This is a genomic window from Halolamina sp. C58, from assembly GCF_051195095.1.
Taxonomy (GTDB): Archaea; Halobacteriota; Halobacteria; order Halobacteriales; family Haloferacaceae; genus Halolamina.
Window position 1 is genome coordinate 1,504,569 of record NZ_JBNTJY010000001.1, and the last position, 14,453, is coordinate 1,519,021.

General features: G+C 71.6%; 14 protein-coding genes. 7 read left to right on the forward strand and 7 right to left on the reverse strand.

Features of this window, described 5'->3' with window-relative positions; all coding sequences use genetic code 11:
- Window positions 1-20: 20 nt before the first annotated feature.
- Window positions 21-1,367, reverse strand: coding sequence for a GTPase (locus ACQUSM_RS07850; RefSeq protein ID WP_435117451.1), 1,347 nt, complete (start codon window positions 1,365-1,367; stop codon window positions 21-23).
- Between the two features lie 87 nt (window positions 1,368-1,454).
- Here ACQUSM_RS07850 and ACQUSM_RS07855 point away from each other — a divergent pair, with 87 nt between their 5' ends.
- Entirely contained in the window at window positions 1,455-2,885 is a 1,431-nt protein-coding gene (locus ACQUSM_RS07855; protein ID WP_435117453.1) for an amidohydrolase family protein, read from the forward strand.
- Between the two features lie 9 nt (window positions 2,886-2,894).
- Here ACQUSM_RS07855 and nikR read toward each other — a convergent pair whose 3' ends face one another.
- Complete coding sequence (nikR, locus tag ACQUSM_RS07860) at window positions 2,895-3,398, reverse strand: nickel-responsive transcriptional regulator NikR (protein WP_435117455.1); 504 nt, start codon at window positions 3,396-3,398, stop codon at window positions 2,895-2,897.
- Between the two features lie 64 nt (window positions 3,399-3,462).
- Between nikR and ACQUSM_RS07865 the strand changes: the two genes are divergently transcribed.
- Window positions 3,463-3,795 (forward strand): putative quinol monooxygenase, encoded by a 333-nt coding sequence (locus tag ACQUSM_RS07865; RefSeq protein ID WP_435117457.1) that lies wholly within the window; start codon window positions 3,463-3,465, stop codon window positions 3,793-3,795.
- Window positions 3,796-3,823: 28 nt separating this feature from the next.
- On the opposite strand, the gene ppsA is transcribed toward ACQUSM_RS07865, so the two are convergent.
- The 3 genes from ppsA to ACQUSM_RS07880 form a co-directional block, all read right to left on the reverse strand.
- The gene (gene ppsA, locus ACQUSM_RS07870; RefSeq protein WP_435117460.1) at window positions 3,824-6,091 is read right to left on the reverse strand and encodes a pyruvate, water dikinase; all 2,268 of its coding nucleotides are present in this window, start codon (window positions 6,089-6,091) and stop codon (window positions 3,824-3,826) included.
- A 55-nt stretch (window positions 6,092-6,146) separates the two neighbouring features.
- Window positions 6,147-7,247 (reverse strand): aldo/keto reductase, encoded by a 1,101-nt coding sequence (locus ACQUSM_RS07875; protein ID WP_435117462.1) that lies wholly within the window; start codon window positions 7,245-7,247, stop codon window positions 6,147-6,149.
- 77 nt (window positions 7,248-7,324) lie between these two features.
- On the reverse strand, window positions 7,325-8,470 hold the full coding sequence (locus ACQUSM_RS07880; protein ID WP_435117464.1) for a DHH family phosphoesterase: 1,146 nt from the start codon (window positions 8,468-8,470) through the stop codon (window positions 7,325-7,327).
- Between the two features lie 87 nt (window positions 8,471-8,557).
- On the opposite strand from ACQUSM_RS07880, the gene ACQUSM_RS07885 reads away from it, so the two are divergent.
- Genes ACQUSM_RS07885 through ACQUSM_RS07895 form a run of 3 tightly spaced genes read left to right on the forward strand, consistent with a single transcriptional unit; the run spans window position 8,558 to window position 11,008 of the window.
- Window positions 8,558-9,187, forward strand: a complete 630-nt coding sequence (locus tag ACQUSM_RS07885; RefSeq protein WP_435117466.1) for a protein-L-isoaspartate(D-aspartate) O-methyltransferase — start codon at window positions 8,558-8,560, stop codon at window positions 9,185-9,187.
- Window positions 9,188-9,229: 42 nt separating this feature from the next.
- Complete coding sequence (locus ACQUSM_RS07890; protein ID WP_435117468.1) at window positions 9,230-10,165, forward strand: class I SAM-dependent methyltransferase; 936 nt, start codon at window positions 9,230-9,232, stop codon at window positions 10,163-10,165.
- A gap of 42 nt (window positions 10,166-10,207) precedes the next feature.
- Window positions 10,208-11,008, forward strand: coding sequence for a protein-L-isoaspartate O-methyltransferase family protein (locus ACQUSM_RS07895; protein ID WP_435117470.1), 801 nt, complete (start codon window positions 10,208-10,210; stop codon window positions 11,006-11,008).
- A 112-nt stretch (window positions 11,009-11,120) separates the two neighbouring features.
- Here the strand turns inward: ACQUSM_RS07895 and ACQUSM_RS07900 are convergent, their stop codons facing one another.
- Window positions 11,121-11,603, reverse strand: a complete 483-nt coding sequence (locus ACQUSM_RS07900; RefSeq protein ID WP_435117472.1) for an Ig-like domain-containing protein — start codon at window positions 11,601-11,603, stop codon at window positions 11,121-11,123.
- 75 nt (window positions 11,604-11,678) lie between these two features.
- On the opposite strand from ACQUSM_RS07900, the gene ACQUSM_RS07905 reads away from it, so the two are divergent.
- Both ACQUSM_RS07905 and ACQUSM_RS07910 read left to right on the forward strand, forming a co-directional pair.
- A complete protein-coding gene (locus ACQUSM_RS07905; RefSeq protein WP_435117474.1) occupies window positions 11,679-12,815 on the forward strand; it encodes an ATP-binding protein in 1,137 nt (378 codons plus the stop codon).
- On the forward strand, window positions 12,812-13,111 hold the full coding sequence (locus ACQUSM_RS07910; RefSeq protein WP_435117476.1) for a hypothetical protein: 300 nt from the start codon (window positions 12,812-12,814) through the stop codon (window positions 13,109-13,111). The genes ACQUSM_RS07905 and ACQUSM_RS07910 overlap by 4 nt, the downstream gene beginning before the upstream one ends.
- Here ACQUSM_RS07910 and folP read toward each other — a convergent pair whose 3' ends face one another.
- Window positions 13,112-14,371: a dihydropteroate synthase gene (gene folP, locus ACQUSM_RS07915; RefSeq protein WP_435117478.1), complete on the reverse strand. Its 1,260-nt coding sequence runs from the start codon at window positions 14,369-14,371 to the stop codon at window positions 13,112-13,114.
- Window positions 14,372-14,453 lie beyond the last annotated feature (82 nt).

Below are 14,453 nucleotides of genomic sequence, written 5' to 3' on the forward strand. Positions count from 1 at the left end.
CCGGGGTAGCGGCCTGTGCGCTACGTCGACAGGCCGAGCGCGTCGGCGTGATCGTCGAGCAGGTCGGCGAAGCGCCAGCCCGTGGGGTCGACCCGGTAGCGCACTCGCACCACCGGCACGTCCACGTCGACGACGCGGCCGAGGTCGTGGGGGGTCCCCGCGAGCACGAGATCCGGATCGGCGTTCTCGATCGTCGCTTCGAGGTCGGCGATCTGCGCCTCGCTGTACCCCATCGCGGGCAGTACGCGGTCGAGGTGGGGGTAGTTCGCGAGCGTGTCGGCGACCGTCCCGACCGCGTGCGGTTCGGGGTCGAGCCGTTCGGCGGCACCGAACTGCTCGGCGGCGACCGTGCCGGCGCCCGTGCTCGCGTCGCCGTGGGTCAGCGTGGGGCCGTCCTCGACGACCAGCACCTCGGCGCCGTCGACGGCGTCGGGATCCGCGACGCTCACGACCGAGTCGGCGTGCAGGACCTCGGCGGCGGGATTGACGGACTCGACGTTCTCGACCACCTGCTCGATCGCTGCCTCGTCGGCGCTGTTCTCCTTGTTCACCAGCGCGTAGTCGGCCATCCGGAGGTTCGCTTCCCCGGGATGGTAGCGCGTCTCCGCGCCGGCCCGCAACGGGTCACAGAGCACGACGTGAACGTCGGGCTCGACGAACGGGAGTTCGTTGTTGCCGCCGTCCCAGAGCAGCACGTCGGCCTCCGCGGCGGCCCGCTCGATCACGTCGGCGTAGTCGACGCCGGCGTAGACGACGTGGCCCCGCTCGATGTGCTGTTCGTACTCCTCGCGTTCCTCGATCGTCACGCCGGCCTCGTCGAGGTCGGCCATCGTCTCGAACCGCCGGACGCGGCCCTCGACGAGATCGCCGTACGGCATCGGCTCGCGGACGACCGCGGGCTCGACACCGCGGGACTGGAGCTCGTCCGCCAGCGCGCGACTGACCTGTGACTTCCCGCAGCCGGTCCGGACGGCGTCGACGGCGATCACCGGGACCGACGCCTCGAGCATCGCGGTGTCGGGGCCGCGAATCTCGAAGTCGGCGCCCGCGGCGATCGTTCGGGAGCCGGCGTGCATCACGTCCTCGTGGCTCACGTCGGAGTAGGAGAAGACGACGGTGTCGACGTTCTCCTCGCGGATCAGTTCCTCCAGTTCGGACTCGGGGTGGATGGGGATTCCCTCGGGGTAGCCCTCGCCGGCGAGCGCGGGCGGGTAGCGGTCGTGGCCGCCCGCGGTCGTCTCGCCGAGGTTCTGTCCCGGCGCCGCCGTGAACGCGACGACCCGGGCGTCGTCGCGGCCGCGGTAGGCGGTGTTGAAGTCGTGGAAGTCCCGCCCCGCCGCGCCCATGATGAGCACGCGCTCGGTCATTCGCTCCGGCGTTGGGCCGGCGGGACGAAAAGGCTACTCGCCGCGGGGCGCCGAAGCTTCAAGCACGCCCCCGCCGAGCCCCCGCGCATGGACACGCTCGTCACGAACGGGACGCTGCTCACGATGCGGGGCGAGAGGCTCGGGATCGTCGATTCGGGCGCCGTCGGGGTCGACGACGGTCGGATACGCTACGTCGGCCCGGAGAGCGACGCTCCGGATCCGAGCGACGCCGACGACGTGGTGGACGCGGAGGGCGGCGTCGTCATGCCCGGGCTGGTGAACGCCCACGCCCACATGGCCCACACCCTCCTCCGCGGCGGCGCACAGGACGTGCCCGAGATCGAGTGGATGAACCGTGCGCTCGGCCCGCTGTCGGCCCACGCCGACGAGGAAGACCGGATCGCCGGCACTCGACTGGGCGTGCTGGAGGCGGTCCGGGGCGGCGCGACGACGATCTGTGAGTACGCCGGCGAGGTCGGCACGCTCGTCGAGGCGGTGTACCAACCCCTCGGCGTGGACGTGGTCGCCGTCGAGACGATCAACGAGGTGCCCGACGAGCGCGGCGATCTCGGGCCGCGGGAGCTCTACCCGTTCGACCGCGAGCAGGGGGAGGAAGCGCTCGCACGGGCAGATCGGTTGTTCGAGCGGTTCGGCGACGACCCGCTCGTGACGCCCGCGTACGGCCCGCAGGCGCTTGATATGGTGTCGCCCGAGCTTCTCGGGACGGTCCAAGAACACGCCCACGATCGGGGCGCGAAGCTCCACCTCCACACCGCACAGGGCGAGCGGGAGGCGATCCAGATCGAGGAGCGCTACGGGGCGGACGAGTCGACCGTCTCGGTGCTCGACGAGCTCGGGATCGTCGACGATTCGCTCGTCGCGGTCCACTGCCACGGCGCGACGCCCGCGGAACGCCGGCGGCTCGCCGACGGCGGTGCCGCGATGCTCGGCTGCCCGTCCTCGATCGCGGCGATCGACGGGATCGTCCCCCCGGTGGCCGAGTTCCGGGAGTACGGGGCCGCGGTCGGGATCGGCACCGATCAGGCGCCCGGGCCGGGCCACCACTCGATGGTCCGCGAGGCCCGCACCGCGGCGACGCTGTCGAAAGTCGAGCACACCGATCCGACCGCGCTCACCGCGCCCGAGGCGCTGCGGCTCGCGACCGTCGGTGGCGCGGAGGCACTCGGGATCGACGACGAGGTCGGGACGCTGGAGGAGGGGACGCGTGCGGACTTCCTCGTCGTCGACACGGATCGGCTCTCCACCGCGCCAGCAGTCGACTCGCCGCTGCACACCGCGATCCCGAACCTCGTCTACTCGACGACCGGGCGGGAGGTCCGGGACGTGTTCGTCGCCGGGGAAGCGATCGTCCGGGACGGCGCGTTCGTCGACGCCGACCCGGAGGCGGCCGTCGCGGACGCGACCGAGCGGGCACGGGCGCTGTACGAGCGCGCGAGCGTGGACTGGCGCGCGGCGGACTCCGAACTGGTCGCCGCCGTCGACGACGGCTGGCTCTAGGCCGGCGATTCAGTGACCGTGGCCGGCATCGTCCGCGGCGTCGCTCGCCGACTCCCCGTCCTCGGGATCGCTGTGGCCCGAGAGCGGTCCCAGCCCCGACGCGGGGTCGAACCCGTCGACGGGCGTGACGGAGTAGTCGACGGTGAGCGTGTCCCGGGTCGCGCGGATCTTGCCGACGAACGCCGACACCTCTTCGAGGGTCCCTTCGAGGACGAACAGCTCCATGCAGTGGTGCTCGCCGACGTGGGAGTGGAAGTTCGAGGCGACGAGCCCCTCGTGCTCGTGACGCAGCTGCATCATGCGCTCCTCGACGCTGGTGGTCTCGTACTCGAACAGCACGGTGACGACGGCCATGAGGTCGCGGTCCTCCAGCCGGCGGTCCTCGAACTCGCCCAACAGATTGCGGGCGGCCTCCCGAATCACCTCGCTTCGGCCCGTGTAGCCGTGTTCCTCGGAGAACGTGTCGATCCGTTCGAGCAGTTCCTCGGGCATCGAGACGCTGACGACGGTCATGTAGCAACTGAGGCGCCTCTCGTTAATAATGATTAGTAGTCCGCGTGTGACGACCCGAACGCGTATGCCGGACGGCGCCGAACCGCCGGCGATGCTCGTCGTGCACGCGACGTTCCCGATCGACCCAGAACAGCGCGAGGAAGCGCTCGACCGCGCCGCCGACCTCGTGGAGGCGACGCGGGAGGAGCCCGGCGTGATCGAGTACAGCGCCGTGACGGATCTGGTGGAGTCTGACCTCCTGCGGTTCGTGGAAGTGTACGAGGACGAGGACGCGTTCGCGGCCCACGTCGAGAGCGACCACTTCCAAGCGTTCGAAGCGAAGCTTCCGGAGCTGCTCGGGGGCGAGCCCGACGTGATGCGCTACGAAGTCAGCGACGCCTCGGAAGTGGAAGTCTGAAGCAAAACGGCGGACCGAACGGCCGGCGTTAGCGCACCGAGTCGAGGATCAGCTGCTGCTCGACGCGCTTGACCTCGTGCTGGACATCACGCACCGCGTCGATGTTCGCCGAGATGCTGCTGATCCCCTCCTCGACGAGGAAGTCCACCATCTCGGGCTTGGAGCCGGCCTGCCCGCAGATCGACGTGTCGACGTCGTGCTCGCGGCAGGTCTCGATCGTCTCGCTGATCAGCTCGAGCACCGCGGGGTGGAGCTCGTCGAAGCGACCGGCGACGTGCTCGTTGTTGCGGTCGACCGCCAGCGTGTACTGGGTCAGATCGTTCGTGCCGAAGGAGGCGAAGTCGATCCCCTGTTCGGCCATCTCCTCGACCATCAGCGCGCTGGCGGGCGTCTCGATCATCACGCCCCAGTTGCGCTTCTCGGTGTCGATCCCGGCCTCCTGCATCAGCTTCTTGGCTTGGATCACGTCCTCGGCGTCGTTGACCAGCGGGAGCATGAGCTCGACGTTGTCGTACCCCATCTCGAACAGCTTCCGGAACGCCGCGAGCTCGTGCTGGAACACCTCCGGCTTGTCGAGGCTGCGGCGGACGCCCCGCCAGCCGAGCATGGGGTTGTGCTCGTTGGGTTCGTCCTCGCCGCCCTCCATCGAGCGGAACTCGTCGGTCGGGGCGTCGAGCGTGCGCACCCGAACGGGCCGGGGGTAGAACTCCTCGGCGACGCCCTGAATCCCGTCGACGAGCTGGTCCTGGTACGCCTCCGCCCCCTCGTCTTCGATGTACCGCTCGGGGGTCTTGCCCAGCGTGAGGACCATGTGCTCCATCCGGAGCAGCCCCACGCCGTCGGCCCCGGTCGCGGCCGCGCGCTCGGCGGCCTCCGGGATAGAGACGTTGACCTTCACCTCGGTCGCGGTCATGGGCTTGACCGGCGTCTTGGGTCGGACCTCCTCGACGGGCTCGTGGTCGGGCTCGGCGGGCTCGGTCCGGCCCTCGATCACGGTGCCGCGGTCGCCGTCGATGGTGACCACTTGGTCGTCGACGAGCTCGCGCGAGCCGCTACCGGTGCCGACCACCGCGGGGACGCCGAGTTCGCGGGAGACGATCGCCGCGTGGCTGGTCATGCCGCCCTCGTCGGTGACGATTCCCGCCGCGCGCTTCATCGCGGGCACCATGTCCGGCATCGTCATCTCGGTGACGAGGATGTCGCCGTCGCCGACCTTGTCGAGCTGGTCGAGCTGGGTGACGACCCGCACCTCGCCCGCGACGACGCCCGGCGAGGCGCCGAGCCCGCGGAGCAGCACGTCGCCCTCGCTCTCGTTCTCGGTTTCGCGCTCCTCCTCCAGATCGGCGTCGCCGTCGTCGATCGTGGTGATCGGCCGGGACTGGAGCATGTAGATGTCGCCGTCGGCGACCGCCCACTCCACGTCCTGTGGCTCGTCGTAGTGGTCCTCGACGCGCTCGCCGAGCGCGACCAGCTCCTCGATCTCGTCGTCGGAGAGCACGCGTTCGTTCCGCCGATCCGGCGACACCGACTCCTCGACGGTCTCGCCCGTCTCAGGGTCCTTGATCATCTTGACCTTCTTGTCGGCGACGGTCACCTCCTCGACGGAGTCGGTGTTCCGGTCGTACACGTAGTTGTCCGGGGAGACCGTCCCCGAGACGACCGCCTCGCCCAGCCCCCACGCGGCCTCGATGATCAGTCGGGGCTCGCCCGTCGAGGGGTGGGAGGTGAACATCACGCCGGACTTGTCGGCGTCGACCATCTTCTGGACGACGACCGCGATGTCGACGGCGTCGTGGGGGAAGTCCTTGCGCTCGCGGTAGTAGATCGCGCGCTGTGAGAACAGCGACGCCCAGCACTCCTTGACGCGTTCGAGCAGGTCCGCCTCCGTGACGTTGAGGAACGTCTCCTGCTGGCCCGCGAAGGAGGCGTCGGGGAGGTCCTCGGCGGTCGCCGAGGAGCGGACGGCAACGAACGCCTCGCCGTCGTCGAGGTCGCCGTAGGCGGCGAGGATCTCCTCGCGCACCTCGTCGGGGAACGGCGTGTTCAGAATCAGGTCGTGGGCGGTGTCGGAGGCCTCCTTGAGCGCGGCGGAGTCCTCGGGATCCACGTCCATCGCCGCGAACAGTTCGTCGTCGATGCCCGCCTCCTCGATGAACGCCCGATACGTCCCCGCCGTGACCACGAATCCCGGCGGCACGGGAAGCCCGGCCCCGGTGAGTTCACCGAGTGAAGCTCCCTTCCCGCCGACCGTCTCCAGGTCCGCGGCGCGAACGTCGTCGAGCCAGAGTACTCCCATCAGGTAGGGATGCCGGTGTAGCGATAAAGAAGGTTCCGGAGAGTTCGGGTGGGGCCTACTCGAACACCGCGTCGAACGCCGACGCTCCCAGCGGGTCGAACGTTCCGGCGGCCAAGTCCTCGCGGACGTGGCTGGGCCGACCCATGCCGACGAGCGCCGCGGCGACCGCCGGCGCCGAGCGCGCGAAGTTGATCGCCCGCTGGGCCGGGCTGTCGCCGGCGAGTTCTGCGGAGATCTCCTCGGGCAGCCCGTCGACCAGTTCGCCGCCCATCAGCGCCGCGCTCGCGAACACCGAGAGCCCCTCGCGGTGGGCAAACTCCAGCGCGCTCACCGCCTCGCCGCTCCCGGGGTCCTCGTGGTGGGTGCTCGTGAACGCGTCGGCCATGTGGACGTTGAACGGCAGTTGGATCGCGTCGAGCCCGTGGTCGTCGGGGTCGCCGCCGACCGACTCGGCGGCCGAACGGGCGCAGTCGAGCACGCGCGACAGCGAGAGGTGCTGGTCGTGGTCGGCCGGGACGCGGAACGCCTCCCACGAGGCGACGCCGTAGCGGCCGATCCGGCCCGTCGCGATCTCGCGTTCCAACTGCTTGAAGGCGGCCTCGAGCTGGTCGTACACGGCCTCGCGAGAGCGTTCTTCCAACTGCGTCTCGGGGTTGTGGACGTAGTAACAGTCGATCGTCTCGACGCCCAGCGCGTCGAGCGAGCGGTCGAGCATCGTCTCGAGGAACTCGGGCGTGATGGCGTGGCTCCCCCGAGCCAAGTCGTCCGGGTCGACGAGCCCGGGCTCGACGAACTGCTCGCGGACGTACTCGGCCGGATCGGCGGGGCGCTCGCCGTCGAACGGAACGAACCCGCCCTTCGTCGCGAGCAGCACCGCGTCGCGGTCCACGTCGGCCGCGTCGAGCGCGTCGCCGACCACGCCCTCGGCGCGGCCACAGCGGTAGTCCGGCGCGGTGTCGATCACGTTACAGCCGTTCTCCAGCGCGGTCACGAGCGCCTCGCGGTGCCGGTCGTCGACGGCGACGGTCGGCTCCCCCTGATAGCTGCCGGCGCCGATCGAGGAGACCACGCCGGGGCCGAACCGCCGGAAGAAGGTGCGCCCGTACCGGTCGCCGAACCGATCCCGGTAGCGCCACGTCGCGTCGCGGGTCGCCATTGTCGGAGGGAGGGCGCGGGCCGGGATATGGCTGCCGGACGAGAGGCAGCGTCACGGCCGTCGTGTCGCTGCGGAGCCTACACGTCGCCCTCGAGGCTGTCGAAGAGACGCTCGATCAGCTCCTCGCGGGACTCCTCCTCGTCGGCGGGGACCTGCCCGCCGCCCATCCGGGCGTGCCCGCCCGCGCCGGCGTTCGGGACGTCCGCGACGGCGTTCTCCAGCGCGCGACCCATGTGGACGCGGTCGTCGCGGGAGCGCCCCGAGAGGTGGACCGTCCCGTCGCGCTCGCCGACGACGACGACCGCGGTGATGCCTTCGAGCGTGATGAGCTCGTCCGCGGCCTGCGGGATGGCGTCGGCGTTCGACAGCGTCCCCACGTCGCTGACCGCGAACGAGCCCTCGACCTGTCGGCCGGCGATGGCGCGGGCTTTCACGTCGAGCGTCTCGCCGCTGACCTGCGGGTTCGCGATCCGGTCGAGGGAGTCCTCGTCGACGCCGGGCGCGAGCGAGGCCGCGGCCTCGAAGTCCTCTGCCGCCGCGCCCGTGGTGAGGTGGCGGGTGTCCGCGAGGATGCCGTACAGGAGGCCGGTACACTCCCGCGAGGGGAGCGTGAAGCGGGCGTCGACCTCGCTCTCGTGGACGTCCGGCGGGACGGGCTTGCCGCCCACGTCGTCGAAGTACTCCGCGACGATGCTGGCGCCCGCGCCGTAGTCGGTCCGAACGTCGGTGAACTCCTCGCCCGTCCCCTCGCCGGGGTGGTGGTCGACGACCGCGAACGGGAGCACGCCGTCGGCCCCCTCGAACCCGCGGGGTTGGTTGTGGTCGACCAACACGACCGACTCCGCGGCGAGTTCGGAGACGTGGTCGATCCCCTCGATGTCGAGATCGAGCACGTTCCTGAACGCGCGGTTCTCCTGGTGGCGGATCTGGCCGGAGAACTGGATCGTCGGCTCACAGGCGACCTGCTCGGCCAGCCGGGCGATGCCGATCGCGGCCGCCATCGCGTCCGGGTCGGGGTCGGGGTGCATCAGCACCGCGACCCGGTCGCGGTCCGCGAGCGCCTCCTTGAACCGGACGCCCATCGGGCGGCGGTAGCGGAGCAGCCCGAGGGCGACGACGACAGCGAGCACGGCGACGGCCACCGCTCCGGCGACCAGCTCGGGGTTGCCCCGGACGAACTGCTCGGCCCTCGCGAGCGCGTCCGCGTAGCCGGCGGCCTGCATAGGTGATCCTCTCCGGCCGGGAGGGGAAGTAGTTTCGGCACGCGTCCCGCCGAACCGTCTTTATCCGTTCCCCCCGAAAACCGGGCTATGGAGTTCGAGCGACGCCGCGAGCAGCTGGTCGAGCGGCTCCGGGACCGGGGGACGATCGAGCGCGACGTGACCGCCGAAGCGCTGCGGTCGGTCCCGCGCCACGAGTTCGTGCCCGAGGACCGACGGAGCGAAGCCTACCGCGACCAGCCCCTCCCGATCGGCGAGGGGCAGACGGTCTCGGCGCCGCACATGGTGGTGGTGATGGTCGATCGCCTCCGCCTCGAACCCGGGGACCAAGTGCTGGAGATCGGGACGGGGTGTGGCTATCACGCCGCGGTGACCGCCGAAGTCGTCGGCGAGGAGAACGTCTTCTCGGTAGAGTACGTCCCGGAGCTCGCCGATCGCGCCCGCGAGACGTTCGACCGACTGGGGTACGATATCGCGGTCAGGACCGGCGACGGCCACGAGGGGTGGCCCGAACACGCGCCCTACGACGCCGCCTACCTGACCTGTGCGGCCGAGGCGGTGCCGTCGGCGGTCGTCGAGCAGGTACGCCCCGGCGGGCGGGTGCTCGCCCCCGTCGGGAGTGCGCGACAGGAGCTGGTCCGACTGACTGTCCGCGAGGACGGTCGAACGGAGCGCGAGACGTTCGGCGGCGTCCGGTTCGTCCGGATGCAGGGCGGGTGAGGACCCAAACTGCTTTCACACGAATTCCCCATCTGAACAACGATGCCGACCGCAGGAGACTCAGAGCTCGACACCCCGGCGCTCGCGCTGCTGTGGGCGGCCCGGGAGACGGGGCTGCTCGCGGCGCTCGTCGACGGAGCCGGGGACGAACGCGAGGCTGCCGACGCCGCCGGCGTGACCGAACGCGCGGCCCGGATCGTCACCGACGCGCTGATCGACCTCGGCTTCCTGCGCCGCGTCGACGGCGCCGTCGAGCCCGCCAACCGCGCGCTGGGACTGCTCGCGACGCGTGACCTCCGCTCGGTCGGCACGGTCCCGGCCGCGCTGGACCGCTTCGACGCCTACGCCGAGCTCCCGCGAACGATGGAGAGCGGCGTCCCGCCCGTCGATCCCGACGAGCGCGTTCGACACCGCCTCGGCGCCGCGGCGGCGGTCGACGACGACACCGTCGAAGCCACCGTCGACGCCGCGCTCGCCGCGAACCCGGACGCCGAGCGGGCGCTCGTCGTCGCCGACGGTCCCGGCCGGCACGCGACCGCGCTGGCGGGTCGGGGGCTCGACGTGACGCTGCTCGACGGCCCGGCCGTGATCGAGGCCGTCAAACCGCTGCTCGCTTCGACACCCGTCACGCCCAGAGCGGGCAGCCTCGTGGACGTGGCGGCGACGTTCGATCTCGTCCTGACGGTCGACGGCGCGTGGCGGCAGGGCGTCGAGGAGAACCGCTTCACCGTGCTCGCTGCGGCGGATGCGCTCTCTCCCGGCGGCGCCGTCGTTCTGGTCGAACCGCTCCGGGACCGGTCCGGGGCCGCAGTCGAGGTGGCGGCGGCCGCGCTCGCGACCGGCACCGGCGAACCCTACCCCGAGTCGACGGTCGCGGAGTGGTTCCTCGACGCCGGGCTCGCGGGGGTCGAAACGAGCGACGTGCCCGGAACGCCGTATCAGGCCGCCGTCGGCCGACGAGACGGCTCGGCGATCTGACGCACCGCCGAGTTCAAATAGCCGCGTCACCGAACCGCGGCTATGGACCCCGCGGTGCTCCGGGACGACATGGTCGACGGGTTGGAACACACCCTCGGCCGGCCGCTCCCGGAGGAGATCGGGCTCGCGATGCGGACGGTGCCGCGCCGGGAGTTCGTCGAAGAGGCGCCGTACGACAACCGTCCGCGGACCGTCGACGGCGCGGTCACGCTCGCGCCGGGCACGGTCGCGCGACTCCTGACCGCGCTCGACCCGCGGGCGGGCGACGAGGCGCTCGTCGTCGGCGCGGGCGGTGGCTACACCGCCGCCGTGCTGGCGGAGATTCTCGGCGGACGCCACGTCCACGCGCTCGACATCGCCCGGAAGCAGGTGTACCGCGCCCGGTCGAACCTCGAGGCGGCGGGCTACGGCGAGGTGCTCGTCGACTGCCGCGAGGGCTCCGCCGGGCTGCCGGAGTACGCCCCTTACGACCGGATTCTGATCGAGGCCGGCGTCGTGGAGCCACCCCGTCGCTTGCTCGAGCAGTTGGCCGACGACGGGCGGATGGTGTTCCCGAAAGGTAACGGCGACCAGACGCTCGTCGCCGTCACGCACGACCCCGACGCCCCGGACGGCTACCGGCGCGTCGACGAGCGTGGGCCGGTCCAGTTCGCGCCGCTGCTCGTCGACGGCGAACAGCCCGGCGTCACCCGGAACCGAACCCGGCGGGAGGACCGCGAGCGCGCCGAGCGGGGCGCCTCGCCCGGCTGGGAGCACGAGTGGCTCGACTGGGACGAGCGGCTCTCGGGCCGGGAACGCAGCTCGGGCGCGCCCGACTACGGCGACTACGGCGACCGGCGGTAGGGCGACGCGCGGACCACCTCCCTCGCGGTGACGCCGGCCAGCGCCGGCCGAACGAGCGGATACTGCGGCAGCGGTCGCGGCGGCGGCGAACCGTCGGGGCGTTCCGAACGGCTCACTCGCCGATCACCAGCACGTGACTGTTCTCGCGTCGGTCGACGTACGACCCCCCTGCTGGCGGCTTCACGTCGAGCGAGAGCGTCCCTTCGGCCTGGTTCGAGCCGAGGGCGGGGTCGATCGAGACGGTGGCGTTGCCGTCCGACCCGGTTTTCGCGGTCGCGACCCCGTCGAGGCTCGCCGTCCCGCCGTCGACGATCACCGTCGCCCCCGAGACGGGGTTCCCGTCGGCGTCGACGACCCGCAGCGTCAGCTCCTGTGCCCCGGTCTCTACCACCTCCGGCGTCGGGCGCACGTCGACCTCCGACGCCGCGAGCCCGCCGACGCCGTTGACGAGGTTCAACATCACGCTCAGACACGCGGCGCCGACGACCAGCGAGACGACGAGGCGGACCGGGAGCCCCTCGATCGCGCGCTCGTCGTCGCGCAGTTCGGCGATACCGTCGGCGAGTCGCCTGTGAACTCGGTTCGGATCGAGCATGGGCACGGTGGTCCCGTCATCGCACTTGAAAGAGCGGACGAGCACTCAAGGGGGATGACGCGACCAGCCCCGGGTATGCACGTCGTCGGTCGCGAGCGCGACGAACCGAGCGGGAACGGCGCAGCGCCGCCACCGATGGCCGGCCATCTCGGTCGGTATCTCGCCCGCGACGGGAGTCGCGGTGCTCGCGTGGGGATCGACATCGACCGTCCGCACGCGGCGCTCGTCGTCGGCAAGCGCGGCGCCGGGAAGTCACACACGCTCGGCGTGCTCGCCGAAGCGACCGCGCGGGCCGAGGGGCTCGCGCCGGTCGTCGTCGATCCGATGGGGACGTTCGGCGGGCTCGCGGCCGAGACGATCGGCGGTACCGAGAGCGTCCCGGCGAACGTGATCGAGAGACCGACGATCCGGGCGGACGCGCTGCCCGCGTCGGAGTGGCCGGCACTGATCGGGCTGGACCCGACGAGCGGGGCCGGTGGAGTGGTCTGGGAGGCCGCCGCGTCGTCGCCGACGCTCGCCGCGATGCTCGATCGCGTCGAGGGAGCCGACTGCAGGGACGAGCTCCGGCGGACCGCGAGGAATCACCTCCGGCGGGCGCGGGAGTGGGCGGTGTTCGACGCCGACGGACTCGGCGCCGACGACCTGTTCGGTCCGGCGGCGACCGTCCTCTCGCTGTCGGGTGTCGACGACGCGCCGACGAGCGCCGTCGTGGCCGCAGTGGCGCGGCTACTCTACGACGCTCGAACGGGCGAGGAGTGTCCGGACCGCCTGCCGTGGCTGTTCGTCGACGAGGCGCACGTCGCCGTCGACGGCGTCGCGGGCGCGGCGCTCCGGACGCTCCTCACTCGGGGGCGCGCACCGGGCGTCTCGCTGGTGCTCGCGACGCAGCGCCCGTCGGCGCTCCCTGCAGTCGCCGCCTCGCAGGCCGATCTGTTGGTCGCGCACCGACTCACGAGCGAGGCGGACATCGACGCACTCGCGGCCACGAGTCCGACGTACCTCGCCGGAACGCTCGGGGAGCGACTGCCGAGCGGGCGGGGCGAGGCGCTGGTCGTCGACGACGCGACCGAGTCGACGCACACGGTCCGCGTTCGGGAGCGGCACACTCCCCACGGCGGCGACACGCCGCGGGCCAGCGACACCGCCGCGAGTGAGTCGGCCGACGCGCGAAGGGAAAACGACAGGTGCGAGCGCTCGAAGGGGGGACCGTGAGCCGACCAGACGATCGGAGCGGCGAGCGGGCGTGGGACGACGGCGTGCCGACGTTCAAGGAGCGACTCGGGCTCGCGATCCGACAGAACCCGGTTCGCGGGATGGTGATCGCCGCGCTGTTCCTGCTCTCGCTGGCGTTTCTCGTCGGCGGGATGATCGAGTTCCGCGACGCGATCTGGGGAGCGATCGTCGGCTTCGCGTCGGCCGTGCTTTCCGGAGACCTACCCGCGCTGCTCGCGGTCGCGGTAGTGCTGATGGGCGTCGGAACCGTGACGCTGCTCCTGCGCCGCGCCTGACTACAGCTGCTCCCGATCGATCGCCTCACGGATCGCCGCCGTGAGCGCCTCCAGCCCGGGCGTGCCGGAGAGTTCGGGCAGCGCGTCCTCGTACGCCGCGACGGTGCCGGAGACGAACGTTCCTTCGCCGGCCGGTCGGTCGCCGTGGCCGCCTCGGGAGTCGTCGTCGGCAGCCTCGACCTCGTCGGCCGGGATCGTGTCGCCGGCGTCGCCCGCAGCGACGAGCAGGCCGTGCTCGCCGCCGACCGCCGCGAGTTCCTCGTGAGCGGGCGTGGGCAGGTCACCGGCGGCGAACGTGAGCGTCCCCGCCGCTGCCGGGTCGGCGCCGTCCGTCTCACGGAGGGCGGTGTTCCGCGCGACTTCGCGGGGCGTGACGCCGGTGAGTTCGGCAGCGTGGACGCCCGCTTGGTCGTCGCTCTCGCGGGCCGCGGGACCAGTCTCGATCGCGCGCCGGTCGCCGAGGGAGTCGGCGACGGCGGCCACGTCCGCGGTCTCGGGCACGTCGTGAGTGCGGACGATGTCCGCGCCGCGTTCGACCTCCATCGTCGCCGCCGCGAGGCTGACCGCGAGCTGGTCCTCCGTGTCGGGGCGGTCCGCGATGTCGCCGAGGAAGTCCTCGCGGTTGGTCGCGGTCAGGATCGGACGGTTGAACGCCCGGAACTCGCGGAGCCGGCGGAACATCTCCCAGTTGTCCTCGTACGTCTTCTCGTCGTACCAGCCGCCGAAGGCGGGGTCGATGATCGTCTTCTCGGTGAAGCCGCCGCGGGCCAGCGCGGCGACGCAGTCGTCGATAGAGCGGAGGTGGCCCGGCGACTGGATGTCCGGCGGGGAGGCCATCTTCACGACCGCGGCGTCGTGTTTCTCGCACACGTCGGGCATGTCGGGGTCCGCGAAGCCACACACGTCGTTCACCATGTCGAAGCCGCGGGCGAGCGCCTCGTCGGCGACCTCGGCGTAGCGCGTCTCGATCGACCAGACCGCATCGCAGTCCGCACGGTCGACGACCTCCAGCGCGCGTTCGAGTCGTTCGAGCTCCGTATCGACTGCCTGCCACGGGTTCTTCGGGTTCGAGGACTGGAGCCCCACGTCGATGATGTCCGCGCCCTCGGCCGCCATCCGCTCGGCGTGTTCCACGGCGCCGTCCACGTCGCCCCACGTGCTGGGGTCGTAGTTCGACTCGACGCTCATGTTCAACACGCCCATGATCCGCGGCGGGTGGCCGTCCCCGACCGGGAGGCCAGCGACGTCGACGGGGTTCATGGTCGTGGGTCCGGCGGCGGAAGCTAAAGCGTGCTGGAAGCGGCCGACGCCGGGGGAGTCGCGCCGTCAGCAAAACGCCGCT

Bases quoted from the DNA above. Each gene is read 5' to 3' on its own strand.
- ACQUSM_RS07880 (WP_435117464.1), bottom strand. From the start codon at position 8,470: ATGCAGGCCGCCGGCTACGCGGACGCGCTCGCGAGGGCCGAGCAGTTC.
- ACQUSM_RS07895 (WP_435117470.1), top strand. From the start codon at position 10,208: ATGGACCCCGCGGTGCTCCGGGACGACATGGTCGACGGGTTGGAACAC.
- nikR (WP_435117455.1), bottom strand. From the start codon at position 3,398: ATGACCGTCGTCAGCGTCTCGATGCCCGAGGAACTGCTCGAACGGATC.
- ACQUSM_RS07875 (WP_435117462.1), bottom strand. From the start codon at position 7,247: ATGGCGACCCGCGACGCGACGTGGCGCTACCGGGATCGGTTCGGCGAC.
- ACQUSM_RS07885 (WP_435117466.1), top strand. From the start codon at position 8,558: ATGGAGTTCGAGCGACGCCGCGAGCAGCTGGTCGAGCGGCTCCGGGAC.
- ACQUSM_RS07900 (WP_435117472.1), bottom strand. From the start codon at position 11,603: ATGCTCGATCCGAACCGAGTTCACAGGCGACTCGCCGACGGTATCGCC.
- ACQUSM_RS07905 (WP_435117474.1), top strand. From the start codon at position 11,679: ATGCACGTCGTCGGTCGCGAGCGCGACGAACCGAGCGGGAACGGCGCA.
- ppsA (WP_435117460.1), bottom strand. From the start codon at position 6,091: ATGGGAGTACTCTGGCTCGACGACGTTCGCGCCGCGGACCTGGAGACG.
- ACQUSM_RS07890 (WP_435117468.1), top strand. From the start codon at position 9,230: ATGCCGACCGCAGGAGACTCAGAGCTCGACACCCCGGCGCTCGCGCTG.
- folP (WP_435117478.1), bottom strand. From the start codon at position 14,371: ATGAACCCCGTCGACGTCGCTGGCCTCCCGGTCGGGGACGGCCACCCG.
- ACQUSM_RS07865 (WP_435117457.1), top strand. From the start codon at position 3,463: ATGCCGGACGGCGCCGAACCGCCGGCGATGCTCGTCGTGCACGCGACG.
- ACQUSM_RS07855 (WP_435117453.1), top strand. From the start codon at position 1,455: ATGGACACGCTCGTCACGAACGGGACGCTGCTCACGATGCGGGGCGAG.
- ACQUSM_RS07850 (WP_435117451.1), bottom strand. From the start codon at position 1,367: ATGACCGAGCGCGTGCTCATCATGGGCGCGGCGGGGCGGGACTTCCAC.